At 70.1% G+C, this 14,694-nt stretch carries 18 protein-coding genes; 2 read left to right on the top strand and 16 right to left on the bottom strand.

Features of this window, described 5'->3' with window-relative positions:
• Nucleotide 1 precedes the first annotated feature (1 nt).
• From QF027_RS31180 to QF027_RS31115, 14 genes are all read right to left on the bottom strand, one after another.
• A complete protein-coding gene (locus tag QF027_RS31180) occupies nucleotides 2–631 on the bottom strand; it encodes an OmpA family protein (protein ID WP_307078440.1) in 630 nt (209 codons plus the stop codon).
• Between the two features lie 8 nt (nucleotides 632–639).
• Nucleotides 640–1,215 carry a hypothetical protein gene (locus QF027_RS31175; RefSeq protein ID WP_307078438.1) on the bottom strand — a complete coding sequence of 192 codons (576 nt, stop codon included), beginning with the start codon at nucleotides 1,213–1,215 and terminating at the stop codon, nucleotides 640–642.
• Between the two features lie 34 nt (nucleotides 1,216–1,249).
• Complete coding sequence (locus QF027_RS31170; protein ID WP_307082559.1) at nucleotides 1,250–1,849, bottom strand: pilus assembly protein TadG-related protein; 600 nt, start codon at nucleotides 1,847–1,849, stop codon at nucleotides 1,250–1,252.
• Nucleotides 1,846–2,007, bottom strand: coding sequence for a Flp family type IVb pilin (locus tag QF027_RS31165; protein WP_249125848.1), 162 nt, complete (start codon nucleotides 2,005–2,007; stop codon nucleotides 1,846–1,848). The genes QF027_RS31170 and QF027_RS31165 overlap by 4 nt, the downstream gene beginning before the upstream one ends.
• Before the next feature lie 112 nt (nucleotides 2,008–2,119).
• Nucleotides 2,120–2,914: a response regulator gene (locus QF027_RS31160; protein ID WP_307078436.1), complete on the bottom strand. Its 795-nt coding sequence runs from the start codon at nucleotides 2,912–2,914 to the stop codon at nucleotides 2,120–2,122.
• A gap of 32 nt (nucleotides 2,915–2,946) precedes the next feature.
• On the bottom strand, nucleotides 2,947–4,230 hold the full coding sequence (locus QF027_RS31155; RefSeq protein ID WP_307082556.1) for a sensor histidine kinase: 1,284 nt from the start codon (nucleotides 4,228–4,230) through the stop codon (nucleotides 2,947–2,949).
• A gap of 71 nt (nucleotides 4,231–4,301) precedes the next feature.
• Nucleotides 4,302–5,189, bottom strand: a complete 888-nt coding sequence (locus QF027_RS31150) for a DUF5936 domain-containing protein (RefSeq protein ID WP_306986550.1) — start codon at nucleotides 5,187–5,189, stop codon at nucleotides 4,302–4,304.
• A 16-nt stretch (nucleotides 5,190–5,205) separates the two neighbouring features.
• Nucleotides 5,206–6,150, bottom strand: coding sequence for a type II secretion system F family protein (locus QF027_RS31145; RefSeq protein ID WP_306976914.1), 945 nt, complete (start codon nucleotides 6,148–6,150; stop codon nucleotides 5,206–5,208).
• An 11-nt stretch (nucleotides 6,151–6,161) separates the two neighbouring features.
• A complete protein-coding gene (locus tag QF027_RS31140) occupies nucleotides 6,162–7,499 on the bottom strand; it encodes a CpaF family protein (RefSeq protein ID WP_306976916.1) in 1,338 nt (445 codons plus the stop codon).
• Between the two features lie 12 nt (nucleotides 7,500–7,511).
• Complete coding sequence (locus tag QF027_RS31135; RefSeq protein WP_307078434.1) at nucleotides 7,512–7,889, bottom strand: TadE/TadG family type IV pilus assembly protein; 378 nt, start codon at nucleotides 7,887–7,889, stop codon at nucleotides 7,512–7,514.
• A 1-nt stretch (nucleotide 7,890) separates the two neighbouring features.
• Nucleotides 7,891–8,214: a pilus assembly protein gene (locus QF027_RS31130; protein WP_306986551.1), complete on the bottom strand. Its 324-nt coding sequence runs from the start codon at nucleotides 8,212–8,214 to the stop codon at nucleotides 7,891–7,893.
• Nucleotides 8,215–8,462: 248 nt separating this feature from the next.
• Nucleotides 8,463–9,713: an AAA family ATPase gene (locus tag QF027_RS31125; RefSeq protein WP_307078433.1), complete on the bottom strand. Its 1,251-nt coding sequence runs from the start codon at nucleotides 9,711–9,713 to the stop codon at nucleotides 8,463–8,465.
• A gap of 9 nt (nucleotides 9,714–9,722) precedes the next feature.
• A complete protein-coding gene (cpaB, locus tag QF027_RS31120) occupies nucleotides 9,723–10,430 on the bottom strand; it encodes a Flp pilus assembly protein CpaB (protein ID WP_307078431.1) in 708 nt (235 codons plus the stop codon).
• Nucleotides 10,431–10,496: 66 nt separating this feature from the next.
• The gene (locus QF027_RS31115; RefSeq protein WP_306976924.1) at nucleotides 10,497–11,387 is read right to left on the bottom strand and encodes a hypothetical protein; all 891 of its coding nucleotides are present in this window, start codon (nucleotides 11,385–11,387) and stop codon (nucleotides 10,497–10,499) included.
• A 256-nt stretch (nucleotides 11,388–11,643) separates the two neighbouring features.
• Between QF027_RS31115 and QF027_RS31110 the strand changes: the two genes are divergently transcribed.
• Entirely contained in the window at nucleotides 11,644–13,332 is a 1,689-nt protein-coding gene (locus QF027_RS31110; RefSeq protein ID WP_307078429.1) for a chitinase, read from the top strand.
• A gap of 7 nt (nucleotides 13,333–13,339) precedes the next feature.
• On the opposite strand, the gene QF027_RS31105 is transcribed toward QF027_RS31110, so the two are convergent.
• Nucleotides 13,340–13,657 carry a hypothetical protein gene (locus tag QF027_RS31105; RefSeq protein WP_307078426.1) on the bottom strand — a complete coding sequence of 106 codons (318 nt, stop codon included), beginning with the start codon at nucleotides 13,655–13,657 and terminating at the stop codon, nucleotides 13,340–13,342.
• Complete coding sequence (locus QF027_RS31100; RefSeq protein WP_306976931.1) at nucleotides 13,654–14,052, bottom strand: hypothetical protein; 399 nt, start codon at nucleotides 14,050–14,052, stop codon at nucleotides 13,654–13,656. Before QF027_RS31100 ends, QF027_RS31105 begins: the two co-directional genes overlap by 4 nt.
• Nucleotides 14,053–14,174: 122 nt before the next feature.
• Here QF027_RS31100 and QF027_RS31095 point away from each other — a divergent pair, with 122 nt between their 5' ends.
• On the top strand, nucleotides 14,175–14,681 hold the full coding sequence (locus QF027_RS31095) for a SigE family RNA polymerase sigma factor (RefSeq protein ID WP_306976933.1): 507 nt from the start codon (nucleotides 14,175–14,177) through the stop codon (nucleotides 14,679–14,681).
• Nucleotides 14,682–14,694 lie beyond the last annotated feature (13 nt).

Genomic DNA, 14,694 nt, shown 5'->3' with positions numbered 1-14,694 from the left:
GTCAGTTCTCCCCCCGCGGGAACGACACCTCCACCCGGCGGTTCTTCTTGCGGCCCGGCTCCGTCGAGTTGGAGGCGATCGGGTAGTCCTCGGAATAGCCGCGGACCTCGTAGGTGATGCCCGAGTCCTTCAACTCCTGGTCGAGTACGTCCTGTACGGCGTTGGCGCGCTGCCGGGAGAGGGTGAGGCCGTGGGCGTAGCTGCCGAGGTTGTCGGTGAAGCCGAAGACGCGGATCCGGGTGGCGTTCTGGTTCTTGATCTCCGCCGCGATCGCGGAGATACGGGCCTTCGCCTCGCCGTTCAGCTTCGCGCTGTCCTTGCCGAACAGGACCTCTGCCTGGAGGGCGAACTTCACGTCCGCGTTGGTGTCCTCGCGACGTTCGTCCCCGCTCTGGTCCTCGACGACCTGCTTGATGTCCAGGACCTTCGGTTCGGCGAGGGTGGCGCCTTCCGGGAGCTTCAGATCCGGGTCGTTGGGGTCCACCTCGACGGGTGCGGTGGCGGAGGGTTCGGTGCCCGGGGGGACGCTGGGGCCGTCGTCGGCCTGGGCCGGGGTGAGGGTCAGGGCCGCCATGAGCGAGGCGACCGTGATGGCCAGGGCGAGGCGAGGTGGGGTTCGGGTGGCGGTCATGGTGGGCGTCATCCGGAGATCTGGATGGGGGCGGAGGCGAAGGTGGGGAGTTGGAAGGTGACGTCGGTCGTGGTGGTCGGGGGGGCCGGGAACTGCATGAACACCGGAATGGACGCGCCTGCCTCGATCCTCGGCATGCCTGTCGTCGTCAGAGGTCGGCCGTCAGTGTCGCGCAGAACGTAGTAGCGCTTCTTGGACTTGGAGTCGACGAGGGTCGCCCCGCCCAGTGACGAGCCGTGCCTGAGGATCTCGGTCTCGTCACCCGCCGTCCGTACCGAGACGCGGGCCGCCTTGTCCGCGTCGTTCTTCATCTCGCCGCTCACCGTGAGGAATCCCCCGGAGTCCCGCTGCACGGAGTCGATCTGGAGGACCAGCCCGTCCTCACCCTTCAGTTCGGCGATGGGCTCGTCCGTGCCCTCTTGCGTGCTCGCGCCGGAGCCACCGCTCTTGGAAGCGGACGCGGACGCTTCCGGCTTGTCGTCGTCGCCTCCACCGCCGCAGCCGGCCACGCCGACGGCCAGACCGGCCGCGATCGTCAGCGCGACCATCCCCCTGCGGGCCTTCGCCGTGAACCGAATGCTCATCACTGCGCTTCCTTCACCACTCGTTGTTCGTTTGTCAGTCAGCCAGATGAACGTCGAAGAGATCCTCGGGCTTCGGGAGATCCTTGAGATCCGTCGGGTCCAGAGTCCACTCACGTCCGTCGCACGTGAGCGTCGGCAGCACGTCCGCGTCGGCGTCCAGTCCCGGTGGGTCGAAATCGCAGGCCAATTCGATGACGGCAGTGGCCTGCTGTACCGACCTCTTGTCCTCGGTGCCCGGGACGATGGAATCACCGACGGTCTTGTTGGTCGTTGCCTCGACCTTGTAGCCCGGGGGCATCCCCGGCAGCGCCGCGCAGTCAACCGTGGCGTCGTTCTGCGCGGCCAGTTGGTCCGCCCGCGCGCAGCCGTCGAATGGCACCCCGAGGCCGTCGAAGATGTCCTGCCACTTCGTGGGATCGAGTACGTTCTTCACCCACTCGTCCCTGAGTTCGTCCCGAGTGTCCAGAGCTGCGGCCAGCGCCGCGGCGTCGGCCGCCGTCTGGGCGCCGTTCCGGTTGGCCCCGGCCTGGCCGACCGCCAGGAAGGCGAACGCGAGAAAGAGCAGACCCGCCACCACCATGATGTAGATGGGGAAAGCCTGCCCTGCGTCGTTGTGCCGAGGGGCCCGCGTCAGGCGCCGATGACTTCGTCGATCTTGTCGACGATCGCGTCGTAGATGGCCTGACCGATGTCCGTCCCCGTAATAGCCAACACAATCGCCACCACCACCGCGATGATGCCCAGGTACTCGACCGCGGTCTGACCCTTGTCGTCGTTGAACCGGTTGCTCATTGCGGGCCCCTTCGGCGTCGTCGCTGTCGACAACCGGAACGTAGACCTGCGGATGCCGGTCGGCGCAGGGCCCCTGGGCCCAAATCCGGGCCCAACCTCGCGTCGACACCGCTCACCCCACCCCTCGGCCCGAACTCGGCGCCGTGCCCAGCCACTTCGCGGCGGCCTCGGAGCGGCTCGTGCTGTGGAGCTTGGCGAAGATGCGGTTGATGTGGTTCTTGACCGTCTTCTCGCTGATGAAGCAGGCGGCGGCGATCTGCTGGTTGTTCATGCCGGATGCGATGAGGTTCATGATCTCCGCCTCCCGCGCGCTGAGTTGGAAACGCGACCTGTCCGTTGACGACTGTCCCACAGATGATTGCAGTTGCGAAAGCCCTTTGAAGGGGAAGGGCGTTACTTGCACCGGAAGATGGTGGTTTACATGTGCATTCGCATCGCGTAGCTGGGTCAGCAGTGCGCCCGCCGCCGTGGGCGTGAGGTGGGTGCGGCCCTGCACGGTGTCCCTGACGGCCAGGACGAGCTGGTCCGCCGTGAACTCGCCGTGGACGAGGTAACCGTCGGCTCCCCTGCGCAGCGCCTCCTGAACGGTCTCCGGCTCTCCGCTGTACGTCAGCATCAGCACCGGGGCGATCGGCACGAGGTACGGCAGCGCCGAGATCCCGTCGACACCCGGCATCCGGACGTCCAGGAGGATCACGTCCGGGTGGTACCGGCTCGCGGCCTCGTACGCCTCGCGGCCGTCCGCCGCCTCCGCCACGACCGTGATGTCCTCGCGGCCCGTAAGGAGGGCGGTGAGGCCCGCTCGGACCACCGGGTTGTCGTCGGCGACGACGATCCGGACGGGGGTGGGCGGGGCCGTCGGGAACAGCGCGAACGGTGGAGCGGGGTGCTGGGGGTCGTCCGGCATGTCGCGGCCTCCTCTCGTGGTGGGGCGGGGGGTCATCGGTCCGCCCGCGGGAGTGACAAGGGGAGTTCCAGGAGTACTTCCGTGCCCTTCGCGTCCGCGCCCTCGCCGATGTGGATACGGGCGCCCACCGACTCGGCGCGTTCCACCATGCCGACCAGGCCGAAGTGGCCGGAGCGGCGGAGTTCGTCGAGGGTGGTGTTCGGCGGGAGCCCGCGGCCGTCGTCCTGGACGCTGATGCTGAGCAGTTCATGGTCGGGGTCCACGTCCGCGGTGACGTCGATGCGCGTGGCCTCGGCGTGCCGGTGGGCGTTCTCCATCGCCTCCTCGGTGATGGTGAGGAGTTGGCGGGCCACAGGGTGCGGGACGGCGAGCGCGGGGTGGGGGTGGGCGGGGGCCCGGTAGGTCGCCTGAAGGGTCGTACGGGCGCTGAAGTTCCTCGTGCGGGTGGCCAGTTCTTCAAGTACGTCCGTGGCGGGGGCCTGTTCTCGGCGCAGGTCTGTCAGGAGTTCGCGGGACTCCGTTGCCGCTCTGCGGGCTGCTCGGGCCACCAGCCCGGCCTGTCGTTCCAGCAGGGCCGGGTCCGGGGTGGGGGCCGCCGCCGACGTCGCCAGGCCTTCCGCCGCCAGGGCCACGCCGTGGAGGGTCTTCGCCACCGAGTCGTGCATCTCCCGCGCCAGGCGGGCCCGTTCCTCGCTGATCGCCTCCGCCACCGCCAGGCGGGCCTTCATCGCGGTGAGGGCCTGGGTCGCCGTGCCGAAGCGGAGCAGGAGGTTGCGCAGGGTGGAGCCGACCGCGCCCGTGATCACGCAGAAGCCGGGGAGAAGAAGGATGTCGGCGGGGGTGGCGTTCGGGTGCGGGAGGGCGGTCTGGGCCAGGAGCAGGATCAGGGACTGCAGGGACGCGAAGACCGCGGCGCCTCGCCAGCTGTAGGCGATACCGGCGAGGAGCGGGGTGCAGACGCTGACGTAGGCGAGCGTGGTGTCGGGGCCCGCGGAGATCAGGAGGAGGCTGGCGAAGAGGGTGTCCGCGGCGAGGAGGGTGGGGTGGCGCAGGAGGAGGGGGCCGAAGCGTTCCCAGTCCCTGAAGAGGGCGTACGACACCATGAAGGTGACGACGACCGCCGCGCCGACGAGGCGGGCGCCGAGGCCGGGGTTGGCGTTGAGGAGGGCGGCTGGGGCGGCCAGGGCGATCATCGCCAGGCGGAAGCCGAAGACCTGACGGCACATGGCCTGGAGGGCGTTGACCTGGATGTCCAGTGCGGGTGGCCCCTGCGGGGGCTTGTCACCGCCGGCGGCCGCGCGTCCGTGCAGCTCCATCGACTTCCACGACTCCGCTCCCGGCCGTCGCCCCACCCTCCGTGCACCCGTCATCGACATCGCCCGGTCCTCTACTTCCCCGTGATCGTGCCGAAGTCGGTCCCCGAGCCCAGGAGCAGACCCGCGGCCAGCAACAGCATCGTGGCCGGGACCATGAAGGTAGTGATCATCATCGTGGCCTTGGGAACCGCGCGGGCGGCCTTGCGGCGGGCGTTCTGGGCGTCCGTGCGGCGCATGTCCTTGGCCAGGGAGACCAGGGTGTCCACGATGGGAGCGCCCAGTTCCTCGCCCTGCTGGAGCGCCGTCACGAACATCGCGACCTGTTCGGAGTCGTTGCGGCGGCGCAGCTCCGCGAAGGCCTGGCGGCGGCTCATGCCCAGGTCCATCTGGCGGAGCGTGATGCGCAGTTCGTCGGCCCAGGGGCCCTCGTACTTGGAGGCCACCCGGTCCAGTGCCTGCCGGAAGCCCAGGCCCGCGCTCACCACCACCGCCAGCACGTCCAGGAAGTCGGGGAGCGTGCGCTCGATGACGTCCTTCCTGACCCGGATCGCCGACCAGATGCCGACCTCCGTCCAGAACGCCCCGAAGGCCAGGAGCAACAACGCCACCAGAACCTGCCCCCGCAGCAGGAAGACCAGGAAACCCAGGGCGCCGAGGAAGCCGTAGACCGCCCTGCGGGCCGCGTAGCGGTTGATGGTCAGGCCGCCCGGGTTGCCCGCCAGGTCGATCTTGCGGCGGTATTTCGCCACCTGTCCGGGGCCCATCAGCCGCAGGACCGCGGGCGCGTAGCGCATGCCCATGCGGTCGATCAGGGAGTCGACCGCGCCGGTGCGGGTCGATCCGACCTCCAGTGCCAGCACCAGGTCGCTCGGCAGTTTCGCCTCCGCCCGGTACATGCGGATACCGGCGAAGACGCCCCACACGCTGACGGCCATCAACAGGGCCAGTCCGATACCGATCACAGCCGCCCCTTCCTCAGACGTCGATCCGTGACAGGCGGCGGATCAGGATGAATCCCACCGCGTAGAGGGAGAATGCGATGATCACCGCCCCCTGACCCAGCGGTGAGCCCGTCATCCGCTCCAGCGCGCCGTCCTTGACGCCGTTCATCAGGAACAGCGAGCCGATGCCCAGGACCGGGACCGCGTACGACGTCATGTTCACCTGGGAGAGCTGGGTGCGGACCTCGCGCCGGGTCTCCTTGCGCTCCTCCAGCGTTTCGGTCAGGTTCCGCAAGGCGCTGACCACTTGGCCGCCCGCCCGGCTCGACAGCACCAGGGTCGTCACCAGGACCACCAGCTCCCGGGACGGCAGTCGCTTCGCCATCTCGTCCAGCGCGTCCTCCATCGACACGCCCACCGCCAACTGGTTGGCCACGTTCGCCAGTTCCTCCCCGGCCGGAGCCTCCAGCTCCTCCGCCGCCATGCCGATCGCGGTGCGCAGGGCGAGGCCCGCGTGGGTGGCGTTGGCCAGGATGCGGGCCAGTTCGGGGAGTTGGTTGATGAACTTCTCGATGCGCCTCTGTCGCTGCCAGTTGAGGAACTGCACCGCCGCCCAGACGCCCGCAAGGCCGGCCAGCGGGCCGAAGAAAGGCGCCAGGGTCGCCTGGCCGACCAGCCACAGGCCTCCGACGAGCCCGACCATCGCGGCGAAGAACTCGCCCGGTGTCACGTCCAACCCGGTCGCCGCCAGCCGGAGTTCCAGCTGCCTGCCGAACCGGGTGCGGCGCAGCCGGCGGTCCAGGTCGCGGAAGTGCCGGCGGCGGCCGGTGTACGGCACCTGGCTCACGGCCGACAGCCGGTCGACGAGCGCCGCCCGCTGGGCCCGTCCCCTGGCGTAGAAGTGGACGCCCACGACGGCGAGCGCGCAGGTCAGCAGGGTGGCGCCGATGGTGAGCGTGACTAGGGTCTGGAGGTCCATGGGGGTGGGTCCTACCTGGCTTCTCGGAGGGCCAACTGGTTCGCGGACTGGGCCACGCCGAAGGCCTGGGGCGTGGGCTGGCTCGCCATGTAGAGGCGGTCGACGGCACGGCGCGGAAGCGGGAAGTACGCGAACCGGCCGTGGATCCGGCCGTCCGCCGCCATGGGCTGCGCGTCGAAGCGGGCCACCGTGGCCAGCCGGTACGGCTCGGCGCCGTGGCTGTCGAGCAGGGCGATCTCGGTGATCCGGCGGGCGCCGTCTGCGAACCGGGTGAGCTGGATGATCACGTCGACCGCGCTGTTGATCTGGTCGTGCAGCGCCTCGAAGGGGATCTCCACCTCCGACATCGAGGCCAGGGTCTTCAGCCGCATCAGGGCGTCCTCCGCGCTGTTGGCGTGGACGGTGGCGAGGGAGCCGTCGTGGCCCGTCGACATCGCCTGGAGCATGTCGAGGGACTCGCCGCCGCGGACCTCGCCGACCACGATCCGGTCGGGGCGCATGCGCAGCGAGTTGCGGACCAGGTCACGGATGGTGACCCGGCCCTGGCCCTCCACGTTCGGCGGGCGCGACTCCAGCCGGACCACGTGCCGTTGCTGGAGCTGGAGTTCGGCCGAGTCCTCGATGGTGATGATCCGGTCGCCCTCCGGGATGAGCCCGGACAGCGCGTTGAGCAGTGTCGTCTTTCCGGTGCCCGTCGCGCCCGACACGATGATGTTGAAGCGCGCCTGCACGAGGGCCGCCAGCAGGTACAGCATGTTCTCGTCGAGCGAGCCGAATCCGACCAGTTCCTGGAGCGTGTAGGAGCGGGGGAAGCGGCGGATCGTGAGGATCGCGCCGGTCAGGGAGAGCGGCGGGATGATGACGTTCACCCGCTCGCCGGACGGGAGGCGCGCGTCGACCATCGGGTTCGTCTCGTCCACGCGCCGGTTGACCGTGGAGACGATGCGCTCGATGGTCTGCATCAGCTGGTCGTGGGACGGGAAGCGCAGCGGCAACTGCTCGACGCGGCCCCCGCGTTCGACGAAGATCGAGTCCGGGCCGTTGACCATGATCTCGGTGATGGAGGCGTCTTCGAGCAGTGGCTCCAGGATGCCGAGACCGAGCGCCTCGTCGACCACCCGCCGGATGAGCTGCGAGCGTTCGACCGTCGACAGGACCGGCCCCTCACGGCTGATGATGTGCCCGAGCACCCGCTCGAGACGGGCCCGGCGCTCGGCCGCCGCCAGCGAGCTCATCTCGGCGAGGTCGATCTCCTCCAGGAGCTTGGCCCGGTAGGAGGAGACCAGGTGGCCGTCCTCGCCCCGGCTGCCGTTCTCCTCGGGGGTGTTGATGCGGGACCGCAGACTCATGAGGTACCTCGTTCAGTGGTCGAGCGGCATGGTGGCGGTCTTGACGGCGGGATCGAAGTCCCAGCCGGGGACGATCGAGGGGATCTGGACGGTGGCGGTGACGGTGACCGAGTCGCCGCCGCCACCCTCGGCGCAGTCGACGGACAGCCAGTCGCTGATCGCGTTCACACAGCCTTCCTGCGCGCTCCGGTCCAGCGAGGCGGCCCGCGCCCCGGCCCTGGCCGCCGTACCGGCCTGCTGGGCGGTGTAGGCGATGAGCCCGATCTGGACGCCCGCCATGGCGACGAGGATGAGGATCGGGATGAAGCCCAGGTATTCGAGGGCCACTTGGCCGCGGTCGCGGTCTTTTCGGCTCTTCCAGCTCTTTCGGCTCTTCCGGGAGTACGACATCTCAGTCCTTGTCCTCCTCCACGGCGCCCGCGTGTCCGTCGACCTGGAAGGGGAAGGCGATCGCGCCCGGGAACAGAACAGGGACGTCGAGGTGGACATCGGCCGTGACATAGCCGCCGCCGGTGCTGCAGCTCACCTGGCCGCTCCAGGCGCCGGGCAGCTTGTCCAGTCCCGCCTGTTCGCACGCGGCCTCCCGCTCCCCGGGCGGCGCGGCCGTCGCGGCCCGTACCGCCTCGTCCGCAGCATTCCCCGCGAGCGTGAAGGTGTACCCCAGCAGCACGAACTGCCACAGCAACACCAGCGTGATCAGGATCAGCGGAGTCATCCCGAGGAACTCGACGGTGACCTGGCCGTCGTCCCCGCGGGACCGCTCCGGATCTGCCCGGCCGGCCGGCTCGGCGTCGCGGGGCGGGCAGCCCGTGCCCCTGACGCCCGTGCCCCCGGCCGCGGCAAGGTCGGTCGTCGAGACCTCGCGTCGGGGCTGTCCGCCCCGGCTCCCGCCCGGCTCGGCCGGGAAGTGCCCCTTCCCGCGACCGGCCGGATCCGCCGGACTGGCCCCCACTGCCGCGGCGCTCACCTCCCGAGCTCCCTGCGCCGCCGGAAGGTCAGCGCGCCGCGCTCCCGGCCGCCGTTGCGATGGGAGTTCGCCTCCGAGCCCTTGACCAGGCCCAGTTCACCGGCGAGCGTCCACAGGGCCTGCTTCACCGTGCCCTTGGCGTCGAGTTCGTGGACCCGGCCCGCGTCCACCGCGCCCTGGAGCTCCTTGAAGTTCGCCGGGATCACGGTCGCCGCGACGCCCGTGCCGGTGATCTTCTGGATGAGCGCGGGCTGGATCTCCGTACCCCGGCTGTGCCGGTTGACGACGACGGTGGTCTCCTCCGCCTTGCGGACCTGGAGCCGGTCCCACATGCGCACGGCGCGCTTGGCGCCGCGTACGGCGACCACGTCGGGCGTGGTGACCAGCAGGGCCGTGTCGGCCATCTCCACGACCGCCGCGCCGGCCCCGCTGAGTTGTGCCCCGCAGTCGACCACCACGATCTCGTAGCGGGAGCGCAGGGCGCTCACGATCTGACGGGCGGCGCGCTCGGTGACCTCCTCGCCGCGTTCGCCCTCGCCGGGGGCGAGCAGCAGCGCCAGGCCCGTGTCGTGGGGGAAGACGGCGTCGGCGAGGACGCGCGGGGAGATGTCGGTGATGGTGGCGAGGTCGGCGACCGAGCGGCGGAACTGGACGTCCAGGTAGGAGGCGACGTCGCCGGTCTGGAGGTCCATGTCGAGCAGGGCGGTGGTGCGGCCGGAGGCCTGGGCGGCGAGGGCGAGCTGGATGGCGGTCATGGTGGCGCCGACGCCGCCCTTCGCGCCGCTGACCGTGACGACGGTGCCGCCGGCGCCGGTGAACACGTCGGTGGCGGCGCCCAGGTGCCGTCGTACGCCCACCGACCACTGGGCGACCGCGTGCACCCGGGTGGCGAGCTCCTCGTAGCCGAGCGGGAGGGAGATCAGACCGCGGGCGCCGTAGTCCATGGCGGCCTGGAAGAGGCCGGGACTGACGTCGGAGGTGACGAGGATGACGCCGACGGCCGGGAAGCGCAGGGCGACCTCACGGATCAGCTCCAGGGCCGGGACGGGCCCGATCCGCTCGTGCACCACGACGACCTCGGGCAGCTCGTCGATGGACTCGGACGCCAGGCGCGCGAGGGTGTCGATGAGCTGGGTGGAGTCGGTCACCGGGCCGACCGGCTCGGCGTCCGGGAGCTGGCTGAGCAGCGTGGTGAGGGAGCGGACCGCGTCCGCGTCGCCGACTGCCGGGAGGATCCTCGTGGGCATGGCGGCCTCTCACTTGTCCTTCGCGAGTTCGTACGTGCGCTCCTGCTCGGGCACGGTCCCGGTCTCGCCCGGCGCGACCAGGGCGAGCCGGACCCGCTTGGCGAACGACTCGGCGTACGTGATGCGCTGGGCGTCGAGGGCGGAGAGGGCGAAGGTGATGGGGCGGGCCTCGGTCGCCGCGCGGGTGTGGTCGTCGGCGTCCGGCTGGAGCGGGGTGAGGTCGCCGACGTCCAGGACCCGGGCGTTCGTCACGATGATCTTGGACTGGTCGGGGTCACCCTCCTTCTGTCCCTCGAAGGTGGCGTACACGTTGACCGCGGAGCCCGCCGTGATCTTGCCGGCGACGCCGGTGGCCGCGTCGATCATGATGGCGATCTCCTGCTGCCCGGGCTGGAGCGCGGGCTGGTCGACGATCATGTCGCTCTGGAGCAGGGAGCCCTTCTTGAGGGTCGTCACCGCGATCTTGTCGCGGATGGCGTCGAGGTCGGTGATCGCGTTGGCGGACAGCCAGCGCTCGGGCATCTCGGTCTTCTCGAACTGCGCCGCGCTGAGCCGGGTGTAGGGCTCGATGTCCTTCTTGACCTCGTACGCCGTGACCTCGGGGCCGACCTTGGACTTCACGTCGTCGATGACGGAGAGCACGCCGGCGAAGGCCGCGAGGGCGCCCAGGACCGACAGGAGCAGGAGTATCACGCCGCGGCGCTGACGGGAGTTCATGAACCGTACAACCTCGTTGGGGGGCTCGGTCGAGCGGAATCGGGGACGGGGGCGATCCGGTACGGCTCACCCGGCGGGCAGTTGGTGCTGTTGCTGCATTTGGTTCTGAGGAACGGGCGTCACGGGTGCGGTGGCCGAACAGAACACGCAGCGGTCACCGATGACGTCGATACCGCACCAGTGACAGACGTTCTGCCGTACCGAGGTGACCAGTTGGTAAAGGACGGACAGGTCGGGCAGGAAGCTGCAGAACTCGATCAGCTTGCCGGTGCCCCACCACTCGGCGGACTCGGCGGGCAGCGGGCTCTCGCGCAGCCCCTGGATCCGCCAGGACTTGGCCAGCGCCCCGGAGACCCAGTCGGACTGGAGCTGACCGCGCGCGACCAGCATCGAGGTGGCGAACTCCGGGCCGGCGAGCGTGGCGTCCGGGGCGATCCTGACGAGCTGCGGCTGGGGGTGGGCGAGCACGGCGAACTGACTGCCCGGCACCCAGGACTTGGCGTGCGACTTCAGGCCGACGGGGACCCGGTCGAGCTTGGCCACCGAGCCGAGGAGCGCGCCCGCGTGGAGGTAGTGGGTGAGCAGCCGGCCGGCCGAGGCGAGGACGCCCGGGCTGAGGTCGCAGGAGGCGAGCTGTCTCAACTGGCGGGCGAGGACGGCGATCCCGAGGGGCGGCAGATCGGGCCGGAACAGGGCGATCCGGTCGCTCTCCAGGAGGGAACGCACGGTGCGCAGCCGCTGGTCCACCTCCGGGGGCACGGCACGGGAGTACACGACGATCACATGGCCGTGCTGGTCGATCAGTGCCTGGAGGGCGGCGAGCGAGTGGTCGAGCGGCTGCCGGCCGAGGCCGTCGAGCACGACGGCGGGCAGAGTCCGCTCGTCCTGCGCCGGCAGCGCCATGTCGGCACCGGTCACGGCGATGGCAGTTGGCACGCGCAGCTCCCCGTATCCCATGCCCGTGGGTCCGACGGATCACTCCGGCGCACCCGGTCGACTTCACTGCGTGACTACCTGAGCACTGTAACCACGGCTCTATGGCCGGAGAACAGCGATTCTTTGACTTCCTGGCCTGCACGAGGGATCAAAAGCGGGCGATTACTGCCCAGATGGGGCGCACTTGCCACGTGCGCGGGCCAGAGAAAGGCCGGTTGCGCACCCACCCCTGACGGCATCCTTGACAGCCGTATTGGTCTGGACCAACTTTCTTGTCATGCTCATACTCAGCAGAAGAACGGCGCGGTTCTGGACCGCGGCCCTCGTTACGGCACTCGCCCTGGCTGTCGCGGGCCCCGCGTCCGCCGCGGACGTCAACAACGCCAAGAACGCCGGCTTCGAGTCCGGCCTGACCCACTGGACCTGTTCGGCGAGCAGCGGTACGACCGTCTCCTCCCCCGTGCACGGCGGCTCGGCCGCGCTGAGGGCGACGCCGGCCGGGCAGGACAACGCCAAGTGCGTCCAGTCGGTGGCCGTGAAGCCGAATGCCACGTACACGCTGAGCGCCTGGGTACAGGGCGGCTACGCCTACCTGGGCGCGACCGGCACCGGCACGACGGACGTGTCGACCTGGACCCCCGACACCGCGTCCTGGAAGCAGCTGACGACCACCTTCACGACGGGCGCCTCGACGACCTCGGTGACGGTGTACACGCACGGCTGGTACGGACAGGCCGCGTACCTCGCGGACGACGTGTCGGTGTACGGCCCGGACGGGGGCGGCGGGGGCGATCCCGCCCCCACGGTCCCGGCGGCACCGGCCGGCCTGGCGGTCTCCGGCACGTCCTCGTCGTCCGTCTCCCTGTCCTGGAACGCGGTGTCGGGCGCGACGGGCTACAACGTCTACCGGAACGGTACGAAGGTCACGGCGGTGACCGGGACGTCGGCGACCGTGACCGGACTGGCCGCGTCGACCTCGTACAGCTTCCAGGTCACGGCCGTGAACTCGGCGGGTGAGTCGGTGAAGTCGGGCGCGGTGACGGGGACGACGACCGCTTCCCCGGGCGACGGGGGCAGCGCGCTGCCCAAGCACGCGGTCACCGGGTACTGGCAGAACTTCAACAACGGGGCGACGGTCCAGAAGCTGTCGGCCGTGCAGTCGCAGTACGACATCATCGCGGTCGCCTTCGCGGACGCCACGACGACTCCGGGCGCCGTGACCTTCACCCTGGACTCGGCCGGGCTCGGCGGGTACACGGTCGACCAGTTCAAGGCGGACATCAAGGCGAAGCAGGCGGCCGGGAAGAAGGTCGTCGTCTCCGTGGGCGGCCAGAACGGCACGGTCTCGGTGAGCGACCCGACGTCGGCGGCGAACTTCGCGAACTCGGTGTACGCGCTGATGCAGACCTACGGTTTCGACGGAGTCGACATCGATCTGGAGAACGGGCTCAACGCGACGTACATGTCACAGGCGTTGCGATCGCTGTCGGCAAAGGCGGGGCCGGGTCTGATCCTCACGATGGCGCCCCAGACCATCGACATGCAGTCGACGTCCAACGCGTACTTCCAGACCGCGCTGAACGTGAAGGACATCCTCACGGTCGTCAACATGCAGTACTACAACAGCGGTTCGATGCTGGGCTGCGACGGCAAGGTCTACTCCCAGGGCTCGGTGGACTTCCTGACCGCCCTGGCCTGCATCCAGCTGGAGGGCGGACTGTCCCCGTCGCAGGTGGGGCTGGGCCTGCCGGCGTCCACGAGCGGGGCGGGCAGCGGTTATGTCTCGCCCTCCGTGGTGAACAACGCGCTGGACTGCCTGACGAAGGGGACGGGTTGCGGCTCCTTCAAGCCGTCGAAGACCTACCCGGACCTGCGCGGCGCCATGACCTGGTCGACCAACTGGGACGCGGCGGCGGGCAACGCGTGGTCGGGCACGGTGGGACCGCACGTGCACGGGTTGCCGTAGCCGTTGGTCAGGGCGCGGCCGGGTTGTCGCCCTGGGCGACCGGCATGATCTCCCGGCCCGTCTCCCCGATCGTCGGTCGCAGCTCCTGCGCACCCGTGCCGCGGAGCGTGACCAGGGCGGAGTGCCCGGGGTCGACCGCGCGGTCCGGGCGGTTGTAGCGCACGATGCTCGTCACGGTCAGATCGATCGGCGCCCGTGTGTCGCGAACCAGCGAGAAGCGGGCGCCGAGGCGGACCGGGCCGCGGAGGCAGCGCACGACCACCGTCGCCTCCGTCGCCGTGGCGCTGCGCACTTCGTGGATCTGGAGCTCCGCGTCCACCGTCACGCCAGTGGCCGGTAGTACCCGAGGACCGGTGCCAGCTGGGCGAACCACCGGCCCAGGGTGTCCCGGCTCTTCGCGTCGACGACGCACTCGTAGAAGCGGCTGTCGAGGTGGACGACGGCCATCATCAGGGTCTTGCCATTCGGGCCGGCCTTGTAGTGGACGCTGCGGATCTCGTGCCAGGGGAACTCGGCGGAGTGGCCGTGGTCCTCGAAGGCGACGCCCGCGGAGTCGACGACGATGGAGTTGTGCCGGTCGACGGCCATGAACTCCGGGCCCCCGGGCGCCTCTTGGGGCGGCTGAGAGGTGAAGGCCGACGGGGGCGGTGGCGGGCCGAAACCCGGTGGGGCGCCGTACGGGTGGGGCTGGTTGCCGTAGGGCGGTGGCTGGGTGGTCATCGGCATCCGTCCCCTTGCGTCGCGGACTGTGTCCAGGTCATCTGAAACATTCTCCCCACCCCACAGCGTCAGTGAAGTGAGGACGTCTTCCACGGCCGGGCACACAGCACCAGGGGGAACACATGAGACAGGCCCGCGCGGACGAGTACGCGGAGTTCGCCGCTGCCCGGGCCGGACACCTGTACCGGTCGGCGTGTCTGCTGACCGCGGGTGACACTCATCTCGCGGAGGACCTGGTGCAGGAGGCGCTCGGCCGGATCTACGTCCGCTGGAGCAGGATCTCCCTCGTCGGCAACCCCGCGGCGTACGCGCAGACCGTCCTGGTCCGGGTGTTCCTGACCCATCAGCGCCGCCGCAGCAGCAGAGAGCGCGCGACCGACGTCCTGCCGGACGTGGCCGCCGCCGGTGTCGACACGCCCCTGCGGCTGACGCTGCTCGACGCCCTCGCACGGCTGCCCGCCAAGGACCGGGCCGTGGTCGTCCTGCGCTACTGGGAGGACCGGTCCATCGAGGAGACCGCCGGTGTCCTGAACGCCAGCGCGGCAGCCGTCCGCACGCGCTGTACCCGAGCCCTCAAGCAGCTGCGCGGGCTCCTCGGCGAGGACATCGGCGCCTACGCCCGGCCCTGACCGGCCCCCTGAC

The sequence above is a fragment of the Streptomyces canus genome, from assembly GCF_030816965.1.
Taxonomy (GTDB): domain Bacteria; phylum Actinomycetota; class Actinomycetes; order Streptomycetales; family Streptomycetaceae; genus Streptomyces; species Streptomyces canus_E.
Note: the sequence above shows the minus strand (reverse complement) of the source record. Positions and strands in the feature narration are given on the sequence as shown.